This window comes from Nostocoides sp. F2B08 (assembly GCF_009184895.1).
Classification (GTDB): Bacteria; Actinomycetota; Actinomycetes; order Actinomycetales; family Dermatophilaceae; genus F2B08.
This window is the reverse complement of sequence record NZ_WESE01000004.1, coordinates 450660-471803: the sequence shown is the minus strand read 5'-3', so window position 1 is coordinate 471803 and position 21144 is coordinate 450660. Positions and strand designations below refer to the sequence as shown.

Genomic DNA, 21144 nt, shown 5'->3' with positions numbered 1-21144 from the left:
GGTTCGACCGACAGCTCCTGGACGCGTGCACCACATGGCGCCCACCCCCGGCGTGGGGTCAGTCCTTGGCCCGCCGAACAAGCGATACGGCGATGTCGCCCCGGCGACGGGCCTCGTCCCGCGCCGCGTCATCGGGCACGCCGAGGACAAGCGGCAGGACACCTTCCCCGCCGTAGACCTGCTCGAGGAGGTCGGCGTAAGCACTGGGATCGTTGCCTAGCCCGAGCAGCTCGACCAGCGCCACGATGTCCGGCGCATCCTGAGGTCGCATGGCGACGAGCTTCATCGCGAGCAGGTGCTCTGGCGGCGCCCAGTGGACGAAGAGTCCGGGCTCTGTCGGACGAGCGTCCGACCCAGGTAGCCGAGGCGGCACCCACGGCCGTGCGCTGTCGTTCAGCCACGTCGGCGGCACTCCTTCAGCATCAGCCAGGAGCCGAGCCTCCTCCAGGATGAGAGGGTCCGAGACGAGGACGTCGACATCGAGCGTGCGACGTGCGTCGTGAACAGTGACGGCGATGGCAGCACCGCCGATGACATAGACGCTGCCAGAGACACCGCGCGTGCGGAGCCGCTCGTCCAAGAGCCCGAGCAGGCGCTCGATCTCAGTGCGGTCGAACTGGACCAGGGTCACGCTGTCACCAGGTCACGTTCGGCCGCATAGATGCCATGCTCGGCAAGCCAGTTCGGCGTTGTCGCGCGAACCTCGGGTTCATCGAGCAGGAGGCTGGGCAGAACCCACTCGTCATCCCTGTCCAGATGTCGGGCGGGACGGGTCGTCCAGGTGGGGGCTTGGCGGCCGACCGTCATGAACTCGTGTCTGGTCAGAGCACCCAACAGCGCATCCCATCTCCGGTCTCCAGTCGTCCGGGGCGAGGCGGTCCACGCGTCGCTTGTCGCGTCGTCGGTTCGGAGGAGCTCTCGCAGATGGTCCCGGCCCTGGAGAGCGATCTTCAAGGCCCAGACGTCATCGCCTTGACGGAGCGCGAGTCGGATCTCGCGCGCGGTGGACATCGGCGTCATCCACCCGCTGTCCCTTGCGGACTCGAGGGCGGCCGCGAGCCGCAGGGCGCGCAGGTAGAACGCAGCCGAAGGAACGGTTCGGCCGGCCCGATAGGCGCTGAACCGGGAGGCCGAGGTGCCCAGGCACGCGGCGAACTCGGCCTGGTTGAGACCGCTCGCAGCGAGTGCCTGCTCGAGACCCCTGACGACCTCTGCACTGTCTTCATCCATCCTTATACATTATCTGATCAGATAACACCCTCCGCCACCGACGTCGAAAGAGGCTTTCATGGGAATCCTTGACGTTCGCGGGTACCTGGCTGGCCGCCTCACCGAGGACCGTGAAGTGCCCCGGAGGACCGAACGCCGGAGTCCGTCAGCCTCAACCTGGTCGGCGCTGCGCTCACCCACGAACTCCTGGATCGTCGCGGCCGCATCGCGCATCTCGCGCAGCAGCAGGAGTTCACGCCGCATAGAGGGGGCGCGCATCGGTGAGGACCTGCTCGCGCAGGTACTTGTTGACCGATGTGCGCGCCACGAGGTCGACGGGACGGCCGAAGACGGCCGCCAACTCGTCCTCGAGGTCGAACAACCGGAAGCCAAGCCTGGTGCCGGGCTTGAGGACATAGAGCAGATCCACATCACTGTCAGGACGGTTCTCGCCGCGGGCTACGGAGCCGAACACCTCCAAGGACGCCACGCCGTATCGCTCGCACACCTCGCGCAAGCGATCCCGGTCGACGTCCAGAGCCAGCACGGAACAAGACTAAGGAAGGGGCGAGCCGCTCGTCTGTGGAGAAGCCTGAGACCTAAACGCCAAAAACGCGAGAGATGGCCGCATGCATGCTCCTTGCCCAGGGCATGGCCGGCATGCCCACACTCGGTATGCGGTGGCCGTCTCACGCTGTTGCTCCCGCCTGCGTCGCCAGGTGTCATCCGTCCGTTGTGTCATGGGGACACGCTGAATCCGCGGGTCTCCAACCGGCGTGTCTCCATGACACAACCGCTCGGTGGGACCGGCGGCGACGGTCATCGGCTCGCGTCGGCCCGGAGCAGCCGCCACCCGCCGGCGGCGACGGCGGTGCAGGCCCAGGCCGCCATCGTGGTGCGGGCAGAGGTGACGGTCAGGTCGTCGCTGAGACCCTCGCCGGAGATGAGGAAGATGACGTTCGAGCCGGGCAGGAGGGCGGCGACGTCCTGGGCCCACTGCTGGGGCAGGTTCCCGAGGACGAGCGGCAGCACGAGGATCAGCGCGATGACGGTGACCAGTGCTCCGGCGGTGCTGCGCAGGGCCAGGCCGAGGCCGATCGCGAGGAGGGCGGAGGTGCCGAACAGGAACGCCAGGCCGCCCAGGCTCTCCATCCCTTCTCCGAGCGGGAGGCCCACCTCCGGCACCAGCCAGCGCACGACGACGCTCGCGACCCCGACGAGGACGACGCCCAGGACTGTCGTGACGGAGGCGATCATCGCCGAGCGGGCGGTGAGCAGCACACCGCGTCGCGGGGTCCACTGCAGCGTCGGCACGATGGCGCCGGTCGCGTGGTCGGCGGTGCTCGCGAGCACCGCCAGCGCGAGCACCCCGAAGAGCGCGAACATTGCGGTGACGCGCGCGCCCTCCCACGCCGTCGCGTCCGGTGGCGGCGGGGTCGCGGAGCCAGCCGCGTCGACCCCGATGAGCACGCCGAGCCCGACGACGGCGGTCGCCGTGGCGAAGGCGAGGATCCAGGTCGACCGCAGCGAGCGCATACGGCTCCACTCGGCGCGGCAGGTGCGAGCGAGGATCGTGGCGGTCATCGCAGGGCCCCGCTTCCGACCGGCTCGGGCTGCCGGCCATGGTGATCGACCTGGTCTTCGGTCAGGCGCAGGTATGCGCTCTCGAGCGACTGCTCCGCCTCGGCCAGGTGGTGGACGGGTAGGCCGAGGGAGTGCGCGAGGTCTCCGATGTCGGCGGCGGTCAGGCCGGTCACCTCGAGCTCGTCCGGCGCCGACCGGGTCACCTCGGCGCGCGGGGCGAGCGCATGCTCGAGCTCGTCGAGCCGCGGACCGCGGACTCGCACGGTGCCGGCTCCCAGCCCGCGGAGCAGATCGGAGGTGGGGGTGTCGGTGATGAGGCGGCCGCGGCCGATGACGATGACCCGGTCGGCGATGAGCTGCATCTCGCTCATGAGGTGGCTCGAGACGAGCACGGTGCGGCCCTCGTCGGCGCAGCCGCGCAGGAGCGCGCGGATCCAGCGCACGCCGTCGAGGTCGAGGCCGTTGACGGGCTCGTCGAAGAGTAGGACGGGAGGGTCGCCGAGCAGCGCGGCGGCGATGCCGAGCCGCTGTCGCATGCCGAGCGAGTAGCCCTTGATCCGCCGTCCGACCGCGGACTCCAGGCCTACCTGGTCGATGACCTCCTCGACCCGCGATCCGGGGATGCCGTTGGAGTGGGCGGCGATGCGCAAGTGGGCCCGGCCGGTGCGGCCGGGGTGCATGGCGCCGGCGTCGAGGAGCGCCCCGACCTCCCGCAGCGGCGCGGGGAAGTCGGCGTAGCGCCTGCCCCGGACGGTCGCGGTCCCGCTGGTCGGGCGGTCCAGCCCGAGCATCATCCGCATCGTCGTCGACTTGCCGGCACCGTTGGGGCCGAGGAAGCCGGTGACCTTGCCCGGCTCGACGGTGAAGGTGAGGTCGTCGACGGCTCGCACCGAGCCGTACTGCTTGTTCAGTCCCTCGACTCTGATCATGGGGTCCCTCGCTTCGGTCGCGTCGTCGCTGTGGATCACTCGGAATCTACGGAGTGAGGGGTCGCCGGCTGGGGGAGGAAACGTGAAGGTCGTGTGCAGGTTCGGATGACCTGTATGCGCTGGTCGACTTGACCACTCAGGTCGCCAGGTCTGGGGCGTCTCCTCGGCGCGGAAGAAGCGGGTCAGCCGCCGATGGGGCGCTTGGTAGAGCAGTCGATCTTCGTGTACGGCCGCCCTTGCTCGTCAATGGCGTTGGGAGGGTACTTGCCTCCATAGGCTCGACAACCCGTGTAGCCGTCGTAGCCGCCGGACCCCGAGCTTCCGCCGGATGAACCGGACCCAGATCCCGAGCTGGACCCACCGGTGGAGGGGCGTTGGGCGGCGGCCCGCCGTTCCGCCTCGCGACGCTCCGCCTCGCGACGCTCCCGCTCACGCTGCTCCTGGGCTGCAAGGCGTTCCGCCTCTTCCCTTTCGGCCTCCCGCCTCTCCGCTTCCTGGCGCTCCCTCTCCACCCTCTCCGCTTCGAGCCGCTCAGCCTCGATGCGGTCCCTCTCGGTCTGGATCGCCTCGCGCGTCCGCCGCTGTGCGTTCTCGAGCCGCTGGTGCACCTGTGCTAGTGCGTCTCGTGGACCGGCATTGTGGCGGTGCACAACTGCATAGAGGCTGTCGCCATCCCCATCCAGCAACGCGGTCAGAGCGACGACACCGACCATCGTCTCAGCAAGGACCCCAGAGTAGGACTCCATGGCCTCAAGTCCGTTCTCAACGCCTACAGGCTCATCAAGTACCGTCTCGGCGCTGGCGGTGACCTCTGCCACCCGGCCTGGCAGTGTGCAACCGAGCTTCTCGTCGTAGAGGCCACGCCCGGCAGCGATGGCCTCGAGTTGGGCGTCGCGAACCTCCTCGTAGAAGCGGCTGTTCGGCTCGAACAGAACAGCAATTCCGAGCCCGGCTCGGGCAATCTCGGCGTTGACGAGCACGTCTCCCAGCGTGACCCCCGCTAGCTCGCGGTCGTAGCGATCGGTCCTTTCACGGTCGTAGGCAAGTTCCACTTCCGTCCCAACGGGTAGGAGCTCCTCGAGGTAGGCCGTTGCCTCAGGCCCCAGGCACTGCACGAACTTGTCCGGGTGCACGCTTTCCGGCGCGTCAACATTGAGGAGCCGCACTCTCTGGACGTCACCATTGGTCGAGACGTCGATCGTGTCTCCGTCGACGACGGCAACCACCACAGTGGGCTCTGAGCCAATGCCGCCTGCTACTGCGACGCCGGTGCCGACGGCGAGAACCGCCGCAACCCCAATAGCCAACTTCCCTACGAACATCTGACCCCTCGAACGAACTTGCTGTCTGACGCCCTGCAACTGCTAGGCCACGGTGATGACTGCCTTGGAAGCCTACGAGGCTGGTCCCACGACAATGCCCCGTACGCATTTCTCACATGTCTGCGAGGAGGGTCAGGCTCGTGATGGCGATGTACACGTCTGTGCTCGCCGGCGTCGACAGGCCGCTAGCCGTATCATCAATGGATACGGCCGCCTCTCCGCCAGCTGGGACGAAGTTCAGGAACGTGTAGGCGCCGCCCACGATGTCGCCAGCGTCGTCGCGGTAGATCGCGACAGCCTGCAGGTCCTCCAGATCACGTGTGAACGGCGACGCGACAGTTGCCGTGGTCTTGTAGCCGCCGAACTCCTGCTCACGAGTAGTCACGTCACTGACAGTGAAGTTGGCGGGCTCGCTTTCCAGCTCCTCAGTTGTGCCAGGAAGGATCTGGACAGTCATCGTCTCAACGCCGGTCGCGTCGTAGACGAAGTCGCCGAGGGCCACGGAGCTTCCGGGCAGTACCGCGTTGAGGTACTCCTCTCGGGTATCCACAACGACGCCGTCTGCGTCCTCAAAGCTGATCTGCGCTTGAGCGTCGCTGGCGATCCCAGTGCCGTTGTTCGCAATGACCACCCCGTAAGTAACACCTGGAGTATCGAACTCACCGCCGTCGAGCTGAGTGAAGCCGTATTCCGCGACTTCAAGTTCAGCGACCGCCTCGGTCTCTTCTGTTTCGGTTGGCTCAGCCGCTTCGGTCGTAGCGTCCTCAGTGGCGGCCTGTCCCCCCACGACTTGAGACTGAGTCTCCCCTTCAGTGGAGGCCGTCTCGGCGACGGATCCACATCCAGTCAGCAAGCCCCCAATTAGAAGTGCCGCGACCGATGCTTGTAGTGCTCCCCGTGTGTTCCTCATAGCGCCCATATTGGTTTCCCCTCGCGCTCTTCCCGACATGTGCATGTTGGGGTGCATTGCGAATGTGACCGTTTCGTGTCTTTGTCGAGCTCGGCATCCACCGTTCGGAGGACCTCGAATGCGCCTCTGACCCGGAGTGATTCGACGGAGGCGGCTGAGGCGCGCGCTTGCCCGTGGCAAGCTGTCACGTCATGGAGCGGGGAGAGCATCTGGCGGAGGGGATCCACGAACGTCTGCTGACGCGCAGACTGGCGCGAGCGTTGGCAGCTCGACCCGATCTTGTGGCGGAGCTCGCCGCAATCGACGAAGCCGACCTGCCCCATACTCTCGGTCGTCATGTGACGGCATCGCTCGAGCGAGCCCTCAAGGACACTCGCAATCCGGAGCACCAGGTCAACCTCGTCACCGCGCTCCTCGATATGGTCGAAGACCTAAACGAGACTCCTGAGGCCCCACCTCGGATGCTCAAGTCGGTGGTCACACCGACCGCATTCGGTGCTCCCGTGAGGAACACGACGCACCCGTCAACTCCACTCTCCGAGTCCGCGCTCCTCACCAACGCACCAGGCGAACCGCAGCTGGGCTCAGAGCTGCGCAAGGAGCTGCTCACCGCCGACGGAGTCGACTGCATCATGGCCTTCGTCAAGTGGCACGGGCTGCGAGTCCTCGAGGCCGAACTCGCGCTCATCCGGGAGCGAGACGTGCCGTTCCGTGTCATCACGACGACCTATCTCGGCGGCAGCGAGCGCCAGGCGCTTGACCGACTCGTCCGGGAGTACGGCGCGCAGATCCGGATCCAGTACGAGGCGCGACGCACCCGCCTGCATGCCAAGGCCTGGCACCTCCGGCGTGACAGCGGCTTTGACACCGCCTATGTGGGGTCGTCGAACCTGTCGAAGTCCGCCCTCCTCGACGGCGTCGAGTGGAACGTCCGGCTGTCCAAGGTCGCCACCCCGGGTCTGCTCGCGAAGTTCGCTGCGACGTTCGAGACGTACTGGAACTCAGACCACTTCGAGACCTATGACCCCGACGTCGACCGGGACCGACTCGATGACGCCTTGCGGCTGGCGGCCGGCGGCGGGGGAGGTCCGCGCGACGCTGGGCTGGTCCTCTCCGGTCTGCAGGTGCGGCCCTACCCATACCAGCAGGCCATCCTCGATGCGCTCGAGGCCGAGCGTGAAGTCCACGACCGGCACCGCAACCTCGTTGTCGCTGCCACCGGCACCGGTAAGACCGTCGTCGCCGCCCTTGACTACCAGCGGCTGGCTCGGAACTGGACACATGACTCCGGTCGCAAAGAACGTCCAAGGCTTCTCTTCATCGCCCACCGCAAGGAGATCCTCACTCAGTCCCTGCGCACCTACCGCGAGGTCCTTGCCGATGCTGGGTTCGGCGAGCTGTATGTCGGGGGCGCCCGACCCGAGCGATGGCAGCATGTCTTCGCCAGTGTCCAGTCGCTCACCGCATACGACATCCGCTCCATCCCGGCCGACGCCTTCGACGTTGTGGTCATGGACGAGTTCCACCACGCGGAAGCTCGCACGTACCGTCGGATCCTCGACCATCTTGCTCCGCGGGAGCTGCTCGGCCTTACCGCCACTCCGGAGCGTGGCGACGGCACCGATGTGCGGACCATGTTCGACGGGCGGACCGCGGCCGACCTACGTCTTTGGGACGCGATCGAGGCCGACCTGCTATCGCCATTCCACTACTTCGGCGTCGCTGACGGCACCGACCTGACCCGGGTTGCGTGGCGGGCCGGACGCTACGATGAGGCCCAGCTCGAGAACGTCTTCACCGGCAACGACGCCCGCATGCGGATCATCCTGGAGCAGATCCGCGCCAAGATCACTGACCCCTTCCGTATGCGTGCGCTCGGCTTCTGCGTCAGCGTCGCGCACGCGGAGTACATGGCGGAGAGGTTTCGCTCGGCTGGCCTGGCGGCGCGCGCCGTGACGGGGGAGACGGCGCCGCAGGCGCGGCAGGAGGCGATCGCCGCATTGCGGGAGGGGTCGGTCCAGACGCTCTTCGCCGTCGACGTGTTCAACGAAGGGCTCGACATCCCTGAGGTCGACACCGTGCTGTTCCTCCGCCCGACCGACAGCGCGACGATCTTCCTGCAGCAGCTCGGACGGGGGTTGCGAATCGCTCCCGACAAGGCCGTGCTCACGGTGCTGGACTTCGTCGGAGCGCACCGGCGAGAGTTCAAGCTCGCCGAGCGCTATCGCGCGATGACTGGGACGCCGCGCCGGCGGCTGGTGCATGAGATCGAGCGGGGCTTTCCGACCCTGCCGTCAGGTTGTCAGGTGGTGCTCGATCGGCAGACCCAGGACGCGGCGTTGGAGAGCGTGAAGTCGCATCTGGCGGTGCGGCGTGAGCAACTGGTCAATGCCTTGCGGGCGCATCCGACCGACGCGCTCACCGAGTTCCTGGCCAGGGCCGGGGTGGAGTTGTCCGATGTCATCCGGGCCGATCGGTCGTTCACGACCTTGCGGCGGGAGGCTGGGTTGTTGACGGGTGCCGCGTCGCCGATGGAGACGACGCTGTCGAAGCGGGTGCGGGCGTTGGTGCATGTGGACGATCCGCTGCGTGCGCAGGTGTATCGACGGCTGCTTGACCCGACTACTGCGCTCTCGCTGGAGGAGATGTCCGTTGCTGAGCAGCGACTCTCGGCGATGCTGTACTTCAGCCTGTTCCCAAGCGGGAAGCACGTCTCGATCGAGGAGGGGCTACAGGAGGTGCGCAGCGAGCTCAGCGTCGCCGGCGAGATCGCCGAGGTGACCGAGCTCGGGCTTGACCAGGCACGGCACGTGCCGACACCGCTCGGTGGCGCACTCGAGGGCATCCCACTCTTTGTCCACGCGCGGTATCAGCGCGAGGAGGTGCTCAGTGCTCTCGGCTATGCGTCACTGCAGCGGCGGCCATCATCGTTCATGGCCGGGGTCGTGCGCGTGGATGGCCCGCACGGCGACATCGACGCGTTTCTTGTGACGCTGAAGAAGAGCGAGGCGGAGTATTCGCCAACGACAATGTACGCCGATTACCCGATCAGCCCGACGCTGTTCCACTGGGAGTCGCAGTCGACGACGTCGGTTAGGTCACCGACCGGGCAACGTTACATCGAAGGGTCTGGTGAGAAGCTGCTGTTTGTCCGGCGCGAGAGAAATGGTGACTTCGGGACCGCGCCCTACGTCTTCCTCGGCCCAGTTGACTACGTGAGCCACCAAGGGGAGCGGCCGATTGCCATCACTTGGCGTCTGCGCACCCCAATGCCGGCGGACTTGTTCGCTGAATCGGCAGTGGCCGTCTGACGGCACGTCGAATCCGCCACTCCGAGTCGCGGGAGAGCGGTCGGACATATCCGGCTCTAGATAGGTTCGTGACGATATGGTCTGGCCATGAGGGCCGTCGTCGGCGTGACCGACAACGCGTGGGCTGCGTACCTCCGGGACAGACCCCACATCACGGAGGCGAACTTTTGGATGCCATCGGCACGGACCTTCCGCGCTTTGGCCATTGGAGAACCGTTCCTCTTCAAGACTCACTGGCCGAACAATCGACTTGTCGGTGGAGGGTTCTTCAGTGGCTTCGCGGAGCTCACCGTCGCCGAGGCGTGGGAGATTCACGGTGAGAGCAACGGTGTCTCTTCGCTTGCGGAACTGACCCAAACGATCGCTAACTACCGCCAGGTGCAGCCCGACCCTTCCCTGCCGATCGGATGCATCCTCCTCCGTGACCTCTTCTTTGATGAGACTGGCGGTGGCCTACCTGGGCCGGCCGACTTCGCGAAGAACATTGTCAGTTACAAGGGCTATGACCTCACCAATGAGAGCCCGATCGAAGCTGACCTGCGTCGGCTTCTCGACATCTCGACCCTGCGCCTGGCCGAGGGAGACACGCTCTTGGTGCCGGGTCCAACGAGGGGCCTGCCGACCTTGACTGTGCCACGCGTCGGCCAGGACGCGTTTAAGTCCCTGGTCTTGTCCTCGTATGAACGTCGCTGCGCAATCACCGGTAGTCGGGTCAAGCCGGTCCTGCAGGCAGCACATATCCGGCCGGTATCGGATAACGGGGAGCACCGGGTGGACAACGGCATGCTGCTTCGTTCAGACGTTCATATCCTTTTCGATCGCGGCTACCTGGGCGTTGATCCACGCCACCGGCTTCAGGTGAGCCCCAGACTGCGTATGGACTTCGGCAACGGGGAGGAGTTCTACGCCAAGGCTGGAGCGGAGATCGGGGTTCCGAGGCGCAGATCTGACCGGCCCAACCAGGACGCGGTCACATGGCACCTCGACACCCGCTTCCTTCGATAACGACCAGGTGGGGGGCGCGTCGCTTCGCCCAGAATGGGATGCGTGCACGCCCCCTACGCGCAGATTCGTCCGGTCGGTTCTCAGGCGTAGGCACTCCATGGACGAAGGCGGTGCCGACTTCGCGCACCGCCTGTTGCGATCGCGGGGTTCAGTCGGACAGAGCCGACGACTTCGAACTCGTCCCGCAGCCGTGCGGCGTCGCAATTGGCTGAATGAGCTGGCCCATCGTGGGTCGTTGCGGGCGTCGCCGCCGCAGCGCAGGTAGCGTCGAATCATGGCACGACCTCCACGCTGGCAGAACACGCTGGATGCCAGCGTGAAGGAAGCGTGCCTCGCAGTGCGCCTATACAACGACGCCGCAGAAAGTCGTTCCTTCGAAGGCTTCGTCGTGCACATGCACCTCGCCTGGCTCTACCTCCTGCACGCCCAGTTCATCCGCGATGGCACCGACTACCGCTATTGGGACTCGCGCTACAAGAAGCGCCTACTGCGCGTCGATGGCGAGCCGAAGAGGTGGGAGCTGGAGCGGTGCTTACGGGAGCGCTGGCCTAGCGACCAGGAGCCAGTGCGCGCAAATCTCAGCTTGTTCATCCGATTGCGGAACCGGCTCGAACACCGACACGCACACGCCGATACAGCTTTGATGATCACGCTGGCTGGACACGCTCACGCGCTGCTTCTCAATTACGAGGATGAGGTCACGAACCAGTTCGGAGACGAACAGTCACTCGCACTGCGCCTACGCATTCCTCTCTTCGTCGGCACGTTCAGCGCGCAGGGAGAACAGGCGCTGAGGCGTCTCCGGAAGTCCCTCCCCCCTGATCTACGTAGCTTCCTGACCGACTACGAGTCGGGGCTAGACAGTGATGTGTCACATGACCCCCGGTATGAGTTCCGGCTGCGCGCCACGGTGGAGTTGGCGCCCAAGGACCCCGACGCCGTTGCGGTGCAGTTCACCCATTTCGACGACATGACAGAGGAGGAGCGTGCCGCCGTTGAGGAGATGGGCCGCAAGGGGCAGGTCATCGTTCGCCACCGACGGCAGCCGGTTTCCGGACTTGGTCGTCTAATGCCGAAACCTGCCGCAGCCGAAGTAGAGGCCGGCATCCCCTACGTGTTCAACCTCAACCACTTTGCGGCGGCTTGGCGCCATTTGAAGGTCCGCCCGCCCGGGGGCGACTCAAACCCAGATCGGACCAATCCGGACTTCTGTGAGTACGACGAGCCAACGAGGTCGTACCGCTACACAAGGGCTTACGTGAGGCACCTGATCAAGAAGTGCGGGACACCCGAGGGCTTCAAGGCGACCACCGGCATGGAAGCACGACTGAAGCCGACAAGCCTGTCGGACCCGGCTGACAAGGTATCAAGATGACGCACTACCAACTCGAAGCAGGTCGGACCCTCGTTGAGGCCCTCACGAAGCCGCACGACCCGGTGGGTGCAGTCATCGAACTGGTATGGAACAGTCTCGACGCGGATGCCTACAGCGTGGTTGTCAATCTCCTACGCAATGATGCTGATGGCGTGATCGGCGTGAGCGTGGAGGATGACGGCCACGGGATCAGCCCGGCGGATGTGCGCTCCTACTTCAAGCGGGTGGGGGATTCCTGGAAGCGTGGTTCTCGGGTCAGCCAGGGCGAGAAGCGTCCTCTTCACGGGCAGGCGGGTCAGGGGCGACTGAGGGCCTTTGCGATCGGAAACGAGGTCACTTGGACCACTGTTGCCGACGACGTGACAGGCGCGCGTCGCCGTTCGATTGTGCGCGCTCGTGCGTCTTCCAAGGACGGGTTCGATTGCTCAGAAGCAGACGCCTCCGACGAGCCAACGGGCACGCGGTTCGAGGCTGTCGGCCTCGACAGCCTCAACCGTCTGGACACTGACAAGGCGTTCGAACGCGTTACCCGAGAACTCGCGCCATACCTGATGGCGCAGAGCCGCGTTAGTGTTCGATATAACGGACGACATGTCAATCCGAATGCGGAAGCGGAGCGCGATGTCACACTTCCGCTGTCTTGGCAAACCGATGAAGTGACCTTCGAGGCGGCGCTCCGCGTCATCGAGTGGCGCAGCGGATCGAGTCGATCTCTGCTGTTGTGTGACCAAGCGGGGGTTCCGGTAGATGAGCCCGACCTGAGGCTTCCCGCACCCGATTTCCCCTTCACCGCGTACGTTCTATGGGCGGACATGCCAACCCATAGAAACGAGTGGATGATAACGGACCTGGAGAGTCACAACACCCCGCTCGGTGGCCTTATAGACGTTGCCTTGAACGCCCTGGAGGAACACTTCGATTCGCGACGTGATGAACGTCGCAGGGAACAGGTCGAGGAGTGGAAAAGACGCAAGACATATCCATACAAGGGCGAACCTGAGACCGAGGAAGAGAAGGTTGAGCGGGCAGCCTTCGATGTCGTGGCTACGTCGATAGGCCGGCACATCCCCAGCAAGAACAAGCAGCAAGAAGGACTCACGCTAGGCTTGCTCCGCGACAGCCTCAAGCAGCGTCCCGCCAATGTGTCGCACCTGCTTGACCAGTTCCTCGGACTCCCAGATGACGAGCGACATCAACTGGACCGCCTACTGAAGCGAACTGGGCTCTCACGCGTGATCCGGGCGTCCACGAGCGTTGCTAATCGGCTCGAGTTCATTGCCGCCCTCGAGTTGATGGTGTACGACCCCGACGCCAACAAGTTGGTTGGCGAGCGCGATCACCTCCACAAGATCCTGGAGAACGAGCTCTGGATTTTCGGGGAGCAGTTCAACCAGATGATCAGTGAACGAGGACTGTCGGCCGTGCTCGAGCGCCATCTGGAAATACTCGGCGTTGTGCGCACCAGTACAGCTGGAGTACGGAAGTTGGACGGCACTTCCGGGCGTCTCGACCTGTTGCTCTCGGCGGCCGCAACCGAGCATGACCGGAACCGACACCTAGTGGTCGAGTTGAAGGCGCCGAAGGTCACGGCTACAGAAAAGGAGTTGAGCCAAATCAAGGCGTACGCCAAGGCCATCGTCGCTGACGCGCGCTTCGCCAACAGTGCGACGATATGGGACTTCTGGCTCGTGGTAACCGACATAGACGAGGACGTCCGCCAAGAAGCGGCTCAACGAGACCGACCCCGCGGTCTCGTCTTTGAACCCGACTTGCCTTCGGCACCAGAGACAAAGGTCCGGGTATGGGTTCGCACATGGAGCGAGATTATTGAGGACTGCCGACGACGGCTCGCCCTCTTCCAAGAACGTCTGCAGCACGACCCCTCCATTGATGAGGCCCGCGAGTATCTCTCCCGGGTTCATGGTGACGTGATCCCCGAGGGTCTCTTCTCTGATCCGGAAGGAGCGACGGAGGAACTTGCTGGAGAGAGTCCTGCTCATAGGGGTGCCGATGCGGGCGCCGACCCTGGGCGATCCTGATAACGAGGGAGATGCCAGCCTCCTTCTCGCAGACGGAGACTGTTCGTACTGATCAGACTGCTGCGACACTCCGCCGGCTATCGCTCCTCTATGAGTCCGCACTGACTCATTCGCGGCTGGCTTACGTCCCACCGTCAGAGTGGCCGTTCATTCGTCGCCTTCCCGGCACCGGCCCCCGTAGCCTGCAAAGAACCGCCGGCCTCGTTGAAGCGATTGCCCGTCGCCTGGTTACAGTGCATGGGACGCAGGTACGTTGAGGAAGGGGACTCATGGGGCTGTTTAGTCGCAGATCCGTCGAGAAGGTCGAGCAGCCTCCGGCGGGGTGGCATCCGGCCGCGGACCGTCCGGGGTATGTCCGTTGGTGGGATGGTGTTCAGTGGACTGATCATTACCACCCCATCGTCGAGGACGTTCAGCGCCAAGCAGAAGCGCCGTCCGAACTGGCAGCTTCAGAGTTGAGGCCGGTTCGGCCATGGGCGAAGGCCACCGAGCATCAACGCGTGGTCGGTGAGAATCAGTACCCAGAGGCGTTTCGGGCCTTGCTGCTCGAGAACGACGCGCGGGCGGGCGACTTTGGCGCGGAGATGCGTGACCTTTCAGCCACGGTGATCGCCGAGCCCGACAATCCGTTCGACCCAAACGCTGTAGCCGTGCTTGTTCAAGGACGCCTCGTCGGATACCTGCCTCGTGATGACGCGGCCGTTTACTCGCCATCGCTGCAGGACTTGGCCGATCGAGGCGAGTGTCTGAGGGTCGAGGCCCGCGTGTGGGTAGCACCGACCAGCGATACGGAACGAGCGGCAAGCGTAACCCTGAAGCTTCCGCCGGCGCACGGGGTGCAATCGTTCAACGAGTTCCCGGAACAGCCCTATGAGGTGCTCCCTCACGGCGGAGCGATCCAAGTGAGCGGCGAGGAGCAGCACATGGACGTGCTCGGTCGCTACGTGTCGGAAGGCGAGCGCTACCTGGCGGTCACGCTCCACGTCGTGCAAGAGCAGAAGACAGAACGGTCCCAGCCGTATCAATGCGTCGAGGTGCGCCTTGACGGGCACCGAGTCGGCGTGTTGACGAAGGCCATGTCAGAGAAGCTGACGGACATCGTGCAGTACGTGGCAGAGCGTGACAAAGTGCCCCTGTGCCGCGCCGTTCTCAAGGGTTCACCGCTTCGGGCTGAGATCGTTCTCTATGTCGCCAAGTCACACGAAGTGACCCGCCGCTGGCTCGACTCTGTCGGCAGCGGTGGAGGACGCGCCTAGCTACATCCCGCGATGAGCGACCCCTCTCGCCGGATATCGCCAGTTGCGCCGACCCAAAGATCGATCTGGCGCGGTCCCTACTCGGCCCCCACGCGCTCCTTGAAGACCTGAGTCGTGTGCCAGAGAACATGCTCCGCCGAGGGGAGCTTCGTTCCTGGCCTCGGTCGAAGTGGGCGGTCGGCTAACTCGTAGACTCGTTGGCCTGCTTCGGTCCTCGCGGTGAACTGATTCGAGACCACGATGTGGTAGTCCTCGGTCAGGCCGAGGGCACCCCGATCGAACAGCTTGTGATGGAGAGCGCACAGCGCCACGCCGTTGTCGAGGGAGTCGGGCCCGTCGTAGGTGAACCACCGCACGTGCGCCGCTTCCAGACCCACTGACCCAAAGCCCAACTGTCCGTCGAAGCCACAGAAGGCGCACTGACGGTCCCATGCCGCCAGGATCCGACCACGCCAGTTCGCCGAACGCCGACGCACCTGAGTCGAATCGGTGCCCGCGCTGGCCGCGGCGCCCGGGCGGCCCAAGATCTCATCTGGGTCGAACCCGACCGCGGCGAGGATATCGCTGGCGATCGAAGGCGGGAATTCTGCTTCCACGAGCGCGCGCGCCGTGGCAAACAGGGCTTGGCGGTCTTTCATCGCATGCTCGACCGACGCCACGAAGCGGCCGGTGACGTGATGGCGTTCCAGCGGACCGATGCGATCCATGGGAACGTCCTCGTCCAAAACCCACAGGGCGTCAGAGCGCAACCGAGTGAAGGGGTACGCCGCCGACTGCGCCGCGCTCGCGGTGGATGTGGGCCCGAACTCGACCAGGAGATTCCCTAGCTGCTCGCGAGCCTCTACCCAGGGAATGGCGCTCGATCCGACGGCCTCGATCCGGGCGAGGGCGAGCAGGGCAAGGAGAGGCTTGTGAGGCGAGCGCTTGCCGTTCTGCTGATGCTGACGCAGGTTCATCAGACGCTCAATGACGCCGACCTCTCCAAAGCTGATGTTGGGGTCGCCGCCCCCAGCATGCGGATCGCTCATCTATCTTGACCTTGCTGAGTGGTGCTTATGTCGCTCGTCCACGCCGCCGTCACCGCTTCAACGATGGTCTGCATTCGGCTCGGAGCGATCTTCTGTTCCCTTCCCCGAAGCCAGGACACGAGCTCGTCCCCATGGACGTAGACGCATCGGTTCTCGTCGACGACACGTTGCGGGAAGTCAGCCCAGATCACCATGACTGGTGCCACCCAGAGGCGGATTCGGCTGCTAGCCAGTACGCGGGAGTGAGTTTCGCGTGCCAAGGAGAGGAGGTGCCTGTCCCCAGGATGCCGGTAGCTCAGCGAGTTGTCGTCGGCACGATCCACGTTAGCCAAGCCGTCCCCATCGATTCGGACCGTGCCTGACAGGCGCTTCGAATCCAAGAGGAAGACCCCTGGTGGTCCGATGACGATGTGGTCTACGTTGCCACGCTCAGCAGGCAAGTCGTGGAGGACGACCCAGCCCTCACCCTCGAGTGGTCGCAGTGCCTTGGCGGTGGCCTCCTCGCCCCACGCTCCGGATTGCCAGTTCTCTATCCACCCAGGCGGGCTGAGCCACGCGGCCATGAAGAAGGCAGCGGCTGCGCCACCGAAGAAGCCTGCCATCCAGCCCTGGTCAGGCCACAGCTCCGCGACCACGAGGGAGGCGACGATGATGGCTCCGCAAATCGCCCCAATGACGATGAACAAGCGCCGGTTGATCCGGTGCCATCGGCGCGACAGTTCTTTGTACTTGTCTCGACTCGATGCTCCCGCCACCCCCATGGCAGAAGCATGCCGCAACACCGTCGGCAACGCAGAGCAGTGAGCCTCGCGAGAACCAGCCCAGGCCAGCCCGTTCCTCACGCGGCTCTCCTGCTCCTGCGCGCGGAACTGGCCGAAGCGGGGGAGGAACTTCTCTCAGTCGATGATGTGGGCGTCGATCTCGGGGCAGTCGATGCAGGCGTGCTGCGGATGGGGTTGCCGTCGATGGTGATCGGGGCTATGCAGGCGGCGACCCGTTCGTTGACATGACCCGTGCCCCCTGGAAGTGACCGATCCACGGGCCGGTGCCCAGCGCATACCCCCGTCGTGTGAGAGCGACCCCCACTGTGGTGACGCCGGCTTCTACGCCCCAGCCAGCTGAGCCTGCATCCGCCGGGCCAGCCTGGCGGCGAGGACACCGAGTCCGGCGGTGATGACCACAGCGACCCCCAGCTCCAGCCCCACGGAGGACAGCGCCTCGCCCATCACCGCGACCTGCCAGATCGGCTCGACGATCCAATACAGCGGGAACAGCATCGCGATCCACTGCGGCCAGTCGGGGAAGATGTAGAACAGCGCGGGGGCGAACAGAAACCACCCCATGCCCTTGACGATCGCGAACATCACCGCCGAGTCCTTCGCGGCAACGCCGACGAGGAGCCCGAACACCGAGGCCAGGGCGGCGGCCACGAGGACGACCACCAGCACCGCGAGCCAGTTGCCGGCGACGGCACGGTTGAGGGCGAGGGTCACGACCGCCATCACTCCGGCGAGCAGCAGGCCGAGGAGCCACTTCGCGACCAGGACCTCGTTCGCGCGGACCGGGGTGACGAGGAGCGCCGACAGCGTGCCGTGTTCCTTCTCCTCCACCAGGCTCGAGCCCGGCAGGAAGACACCGGCCATGACGAGTGCGAAGAAGACGATCACGGGAATGAGGCGGATGGCGATCGGCAGGCCCTCCTCCCCGAAGCTGACGACCTCGACCGCCACCGGCGGATCGTCGCCCTCCAGCGCTCGGACCAGGTCGATCGTCGTGACCGAGAGGATGATCCGGTTCGCAGCCAGGCTCTCACCCCCGATCCAGAACTCGAGGTCGGGCTGGTCTCCAGCGCGCACGGCCTCGTCGAACCCCGCCTGAAGGACGAGGCCGGCGTCGAGGTCGTTCGCCTCCACCTGCGAGCGGAGCACCTCCGGGTCGTCGAGGACCATGACGCTTAAGCCCTCCATCGCGGTGAGCTCCGCGGTGATCTGGGAGTCGCCCCGGTCGACGATCCCGAGCCGCGGCTCTGGGTCGAAGAGGGAGCCGAACGCCACCTGCAGGATCAGGGTCAGCGCGAAGGGCATGACCAACGCCCAGAGGAAGATCGGGGAGCGGGGCCCGAGCGCCAGGTCCTTGCGCAGCATCCTGCCCACGAGTCTGAGGTTCACAGCGACTCGACCTTCCGCTTGAGGGTGACCCAGCCGAGGCCGAACAGGACGACGAGCCAGGCCGTCGCCACGGCCAGGGATCCAGCCGACTCGGACCAGGTCGCGCCATAGACGGTCGCACCGACGAGGACGTCGATGACCGGATAGGTCGGGATGGCCTGCACCCACGGCGCGGCCGAGCCCGGCAGCAGGACCGCGAAGGCGGGGATGAGGAGGGGGACCGTGACGAGCATGGCGAGGAACAGCTGGGTCATGAAGTCCTTGCCCGCCGACCCGACGAACATGGCCACCCCGGTGAACATCAACGCCCCCACGAGGAGGGTCGCCAGCAGGAGGGACCAGTTCTGGGCCGTCACGCCCCCGATGAGCGCTAGCACGACGAGCGCCTGGCCGAGCGAGAGCACGGTGCCGAACGTCGCCTTCGCCACGAGGAAGTCGACGACCCGGGCAGGTGTCACGAGCACCGCCGTCACCGTGCGCTGGAGCACCTCCGTCGACACCAGCGAGGCCAACGAGAAGGTCTCCATGAGCAGGATCATGAAGAGCAGCAGTGGGCGCATACGCTCGCGCAGCGTGACCTGGTCACCGGCTCGGTCCTCGCCCAGGACGATCTCGTCCTCTGCGGGCAGCCCGACCGGCAGCTCGCGCCCCGCGAACTGGTTCGCCAGTTCGCGGACGAAGCTCGTCATCGCGCCCCGCACCTCCGCCGGCACGCCGGCGTCGGTGTAGACCGTCACGGCGACGCCCGGCTCCCCCGCCATCACGTCGGTGATGAAGCCCTCGGGGAAGGCGATCCCGATGCCGGCGCTCACCAGCTCGGCGTCCGGCGGCTCCGGCTCGCCCTCGGGATCCCGGATGATCACCTCACCCTCGCTCGTGCGCCACACCTCCAGGCTGCCCTCGACGACACCGGCGAGCTGGTCGGCGTCGCCGATCTCGATGAGAGCGAGGCCCTCCCCGGAGGACAGGTCCAGCTCGTCCAATGCCGCCAGTTGCTCGGGGGTCGCGCCGCCGGCCTCGAGCTCCGTACGGGCGTCCGCGACGAGCGTCTCCAACGAGGGGGACACGGCGAGCGTGATCGTCTCGTCGACCGAGTCCGGCAGGAAGCGGAACAGCAGGGGCACGAGGATGAGCAGCGCGATGGTGAGCCCGAGATAGACCAGATCCCGGGAGTATGCGGTGAGCTCCTTGCGCAGGAGCGCACCGATGATCGTGGGTCGGCTGACCCGGCGGCTCATCCCGCCAACCCCCTCCCGGTGAGCTGGATGAACACCGTCTCGAGCGAGGCCTCCTCGGTGTGGATGGTGAGCAGGTCGGGGGAGCCGGCGAGGTCGGCGAGGCGGGCGGAGGAGGCGTGGTCGAGGGGGAGGACCTCCTCGCGCACCCCGTCGCCGTCCCGGAGGCGCAGCTTGACCGAGCGTGTGCCGTAGCGCAGCTTGAGGTTCTCGGCGGTGTCGAGGGCCGCGATCTCCCCGTCGTTGATGAACGCGACGCGGTCCGAGAGCTGGTCGGCCTCGAACATGTCGTGGGTGGTGAGCAGGACGGCCGCCCCGCGGTCGGCCTCCTCGCGGATGGTGGTGCGGATCGCCGCGGAGGTGACGGGGTCGAGGCCGTCCGTGGGCTCGTCGAGGAACAGCACGTCGGGGGTGTTGATGAAGGCCCTCGAGATCATCATCCGCTGGCGCATGCCCTTCGAGTACTGCCCGACCCGGTCCTTCGCGCGGTCGGCGAGGCCCACCCGGCGTAGAACGCCGAGGGCGTCCGGGTCCTTGATGCCGTAGAGGCTGGCGAAGAACTCGAGGTTCTCCTTGCCGGTCATGTTGAGGTAGAGGTTCTTCTCCTCGAAGCAGACACCGATCCGGGCCTGCATCTGCGGGTCGTCGGCGGTGACGTCGAAGCCGAGGACCGTGGCGCGACCGCCCTTGGGCCGCAGCTGCCCGGTGAGCATCTTGATGGTGGTGGACTTCCCGGCCCCGTTCGGCCCGAGGAACCCGAGGACCTCGCCCGGGGCGACCTCGAACGAGATGCCCTTGACCGCCTCCACGTCCCCGTAGGAGTACCGCAGGTCCTCGACCTCGATCGCGGCCATCGCGCGCCCTTTCCGGCCGCGGCCACGCGGCCTCGCTTCCATCTTGGCACCGGCGGGCGTGGATCGCGGGCTGGGTGGCAGGGTTCACAGCGCGGGTGGTGGTGTTGCGTGACTGGCCCGGCCCGCGCATACAGACAACCCCACTCTGTATGCGGTGCTCACCGACGCGGCCGGGTCCGACGGGAGGCGAGACTGGGTCAGTGATCGGTTGTGGGCGAGGTTGTCTCCTTGCCCGCGTGCGCATACGGACGGCTCAGCGCGCCGTCCGAGGTCTCGCGATCCCAGATGAACCAGACCGCCCTGACCTCCTCTGCGGTCGCGTTCCAGAAGCGATGCGGGATGCGTGAGTCGAATGCGATCGAGTCTCCCGGCCGGAGCACGGCCTGGTCGAAGCCGACCTGCACCGTCAGTGACCCTTGCGTGACCAGTCCGTATTCGCGGCTGGAGTGCTGGATGAAGTCCTGCGGAGGCCCGGAGGCGTCCAGGGCGGGGGGGTAGACGACCTCGAGGAACTCCGCACCCACCTCGGGCTTCGGCGTCAGCCGCTCCCAGCGGGTCCCCCCGGGGAGTGGGATCGCGGGACGTGCCTCCGCCCGCAGCACCACGAGCGCGTCGTCCAACGGACTCCATACGACGTCGGCCGAGGCGGGAGGACCGCTGTCGGGCAGTTCTCGACGGCTGTCGGTCTCGTCGAAGAGACTGTCCATACTGATGCCCAGCACGCTGACCACGTTGTAGAGCGCGCGGACACTGAACGACGCGCGCCCGAGCTCCACCTGCGACACGTGGCTGGGCGAGACGTCGATGCGGCGAGCGAGCTCCCGCACGCTCATGCGGGCGTCAGTGCGGGCTACGCGAATGCGGTTGCCGATGCCCACCCACTCGTTCGGCGATGGGTGTGTGCTCACCTGAGCCTCCC

18 protein-coding genes are annotated in these 21144 nt (G+C 65.8%); 5 read left to right on the top strand and 13 right to left on the bottom strand.

What is annotated here, in order from left to right; genetic code table 11:
* Positions 1-58: 58 nt before the first annotated feature.
* From GA707_RS12010 to GA707_RS11980, 7 genes are all read right to left on the bottom strand, one after another.
* Complete coding sequence (locus GA707_RS12010) at positions 59-631, bottom strand: hypothetical protein (RefSeq protein WP_152178656.1); 573 nt, start codon at positions 629-631, stop codon at positions 59-61.
* A complete protein-coding gene (locus GA707_RS12005) occupies positions 628-1230 on the bottom strand; it encodes a helix-turn-helix transcriptional regulator (protein ID WP_152178655.1) in 603 nt (200 codons plus the stop codon). Before GA707_RS12005 ends, GA707_RS12010 begins: the two co-directional genes overlap by 4 nt.
* Before the next feature lie 232 nt (positions 1231-1462).
* Positions 1463-1756, bottom strand: a complete 294-nt coding sequence (locus GA707_RS12000) for a nucleotidyltransferase family protein (protein ID WP_226963744.1) — start codon at positions 1754-1756, stop codon at positions 1463-1465.
* A 272-nt stretch (positions 1757-2028) separates the two neighbouring features.
* Positions 2029-2793 (bottom strand): hypothetical protein, encoded by a 765-nt coding sequence (locus tag GA707_RS11995; protein ID WP_152178654.1) that lies wholly within the window; start codon positions 2791-2793, stop codon positions 2029-2031.
* Complete coding sequence (locus GA707_RS11990) at positions 2790-3722, bottom strand: ABC transporter ATP-binding protein (protein ID WP_152178653.1); 933 nt, start codon at positions 3720-3722, stop codon at positions 2790-2792. The genes GA707_RS11995 and GA707_RS11990 overlap by 4 nt, the downstream gene beginning before the upstream one ends.
* A gap of 182 nt (positions 3723-3904) precedes the next feature.
* Positions 3905-5044 (bottom strand): thermonuclease family protein, encoded by a 1140-nt coding sequence (locus GA707_RS11985; RefSeq protein ID WP_152178652.1) that lies wholly within the window; start codon positions 5042-5044, stop codon positions 3905-3907.
* 112 nt (positions 5045-5156) lie between these two features.
* On the bottom strand, positions 5157-5954 hold the full coding sequence (locus tag GA707_RS11980; RefSeq protein ID WP_152178651.1) for a hypothetical protein: 798 nt from the start codon (positions 5952-5954) through the stop codon (positions 5157-5159).
* 191 nt (positions 5955-6145) lie between these two features.
* Here GA707_RS11980 and GA707_RS11975 point away from each other — a divergent pair, with 191 nt between their 5' ends.
* From GA707_RS11975 to GA707_RS11955, 5 genes are all read left to right on the top strand, one after another.
* Complete coding sequence (locus GA707_RS11975; protein WP_152178650.1) at positions 6146-9265, top strand: DUF3427 domain-containing protein; 3120 nt, start codon at positions 6146-6148, stop codon at positions 9263-9265.
* Between the two features lie 87 nt (positions 9266-9352).
* Positions 9353-10270, top strand: coding sequence for an HNH endonuclease (locus GA707_RS11970; protein WP_152178649.1), 918 nt, complete (start codon positions 9353-9355; stop codon positions 10268-10270).
* 274 nt (positions 10271-10544) lie between these two features.
* Positions 10545-11645 carry a DUF3644 domain-containing protein gene (locus GA707_RS11965; RefSeq protein ID WP_152178648.1) on the top strand — a complete coding sequence of 367 codons (1101 nt, stop codon included), beginning with the start codon at positions 10545-10547 and terminating at the stop codon, positions 11643-11645.
* Entirely contained in the window at positions 11642-13684 is a 2043-nt protein-coding gene (locus GA707_RS11960; RefSeq protein WP_152178647.1) for an ATP-binding protein, read from the top strand. Before GA707_RS11965 ends, GA707_RS11960 begins: the two co-directional genes overlap by 4 nt.
* 269 nt (positions 13685-13953) lie before the next feature.
* Positions 13954-14940 carry an HIRAN domain-containing protein gene (locus GA707_RS11955; RefSeq protein ID WP_152178646.1) on the top strand — a complete coding sequence of 329 codons (987 nt, stop codon included), beginning with the start codon at positions 13954-13956 and terminating at the stop codon, positions 14938-14940.
* A 77-nt stretch (positions 14941-15017) separates the two neighbouring features.
* On the opposite strand, the gene GA707_RS11950 is transcribed toward GA707_RS11955, so the two are convergent.
* The 6 genes from GA707_RS11950 to GA707_RS11925 form a co-directional block, all read right to left on the bottom strand.
* Complete coding sequence (locus tag GA707_RS11950) at positions 15018-15968, bottom strand: phosphorothioated DNA-binding restriction endonuclease (RefSeq protein ID WP_226963743.1); 951 nt, start codon at positions 15966-15968, stop codon at positions 15018-15020.
* A complete protein-coding gene (locus GA707_RS11945; protein WP_152178645.1) occupies positions 15965-16810 on the bottom strand; it encodes a nuclease-related domain-containing protein in 846 nt (281 codons plus the stop codon). The genes GA707_RS11950 and GA707_RS11945 overlap by 4 nt, the downstream gene beginning before the upstream one ends.
* A gap of 261 nt (positions 16811-17071) precedes the next feature.
* Entirely contained in the window at positions 17072-18136 is a 1065-nt protein-coding gene (locus tag GA707_RS11940; protein WP_152178644.1) for an ABC transporter permease, read from the bottom strand.
* Positions 18133-19374, bottom strand: coding sequence for an ABC transporter permease (locus GA707_RS11935; protein ID WP_152178643.1), 1242 nt, complete (start codon positions 19372-19374; stop codon positions 18133-18135). The genes GA707_RS11940 and GA707_RS11935 overlap by 4 nt, the downstream gene beginning before the upstream one ends.
* Positions 19371-20225 (bottom strand): ABC transporter ATP-binding protein, encoded by an 855-nt coding sequence (locus tag GA707_RS11930; protein ID WP_152178642.1) that lies wholly within the window; start codon positions 20223-20225, stop codon positions 19371-19373. Before GA707_RS11930 ends, GA707_RS11935 begins: the two co-directional genes overlap by 4 nt.
* Positions 20226-20422: 197 nt before the next feature.
* Positions 20423-21133 (bottom strand): helix-turn-helix domain-containing protein, encoded by a 711-nt coding sequence (locus GA707_RS11925; RefSeq protein WP_226963742.1) that lies wholly within the window; start codon positions 21131-21133, stop codon positions 20423-20425.
* Positions 21134-21144: the final 11 nt, after the last annotated feature.

Coding starts and splice junctions, on each gene's coding strand:
- GA707_RS11935 (WP_152178643.1), bottom strand. CDS start 19,374: ATGAGCCGCCGGGTCAGCCGACCCACGATCATCGGTGCGCTCCTGCGC.
- GA707_RS11955 (WP_152178646.1), top strand. CDS start 13,954: ATGGGGCTGTTTAGTCGCAGATCCGTCGAGAAGGTCGAGCAGCCTCCG.
- GA707_RS11965 (WP_152178648.1), top strand. CDS start 10,545: ATGGCACGACCTCCACGCTGGCAGAACACGCTGGATGCCAGCGTGAAG.
- GA707_RS11950 (WP_226963743.1), bottom strand. CDS start 15,968: ATGAGCGATCCGCATGCTGGGGGCGGCGACCCCAACATCAGCTTTGGA.
- GA707_RS12005 (WP_152178655.1), bottom strand. CDS start 1,230: ATGGATGAAGACAGTGCAGAGGTCGTCAGGGGTCTCGAGCAGGCACTC.
- GA707_RS11975 (WP_152178650.1), top strand. CDS start 6,146: ATGGAGCGGGGAGAGCATCTGGCGGAGGGGATCCACGAACGTCTGCTG.
- GA707_RS11960 (WP_152178647.1), top strand. CDS start 11,642: ATGACGCACTACCAACTCGAAGCAGGTCGGACCCTCGTTGAGGCCCTC.
- GA707_RS11980 (WP_152178651.1), bottom strand. CDS start 5,954: ATGAGGAACACACGGGGAGCACTACAAGCATCGGTCGCGGCACTTCTA.
- GA707_RS11930 (WP_152178642.1), bottom strand. CDS start 20,225: ATGGCCGCGATCGAGGTCGAGGACCTGCGGTACTCCTACGGGGACGTG.
- GA707_RS11995 (WP_152178654.1), bottom strand. CDS start 2,793: ATGACCGCCACGATCCTCGCTCGCACCTGCCGCGCCGAGTGGAGCCGT.
- GA707_RS11985 (WP_152178652.1), bottom strand. CDS start 5,044: ATGTTCGTAGGGAAGTTGGCTATTGGGGTTGCGGCGGTTCTCGCCGTC.
- GA707_RS11990 (WP_152178653.1), bottom strand. CDS start 3,722: ATGATCAGAGTCGAGGGACTGAACAAGCAGTACGGCTCGGTGCGAGCC.
- GA707_RS11970 (WP_152178649.1), top strand. CDS start 9,353: ATGAGGGCCGTCGTCGGCGTGACCGACAACGCGTGGGCTGCGTACCTC.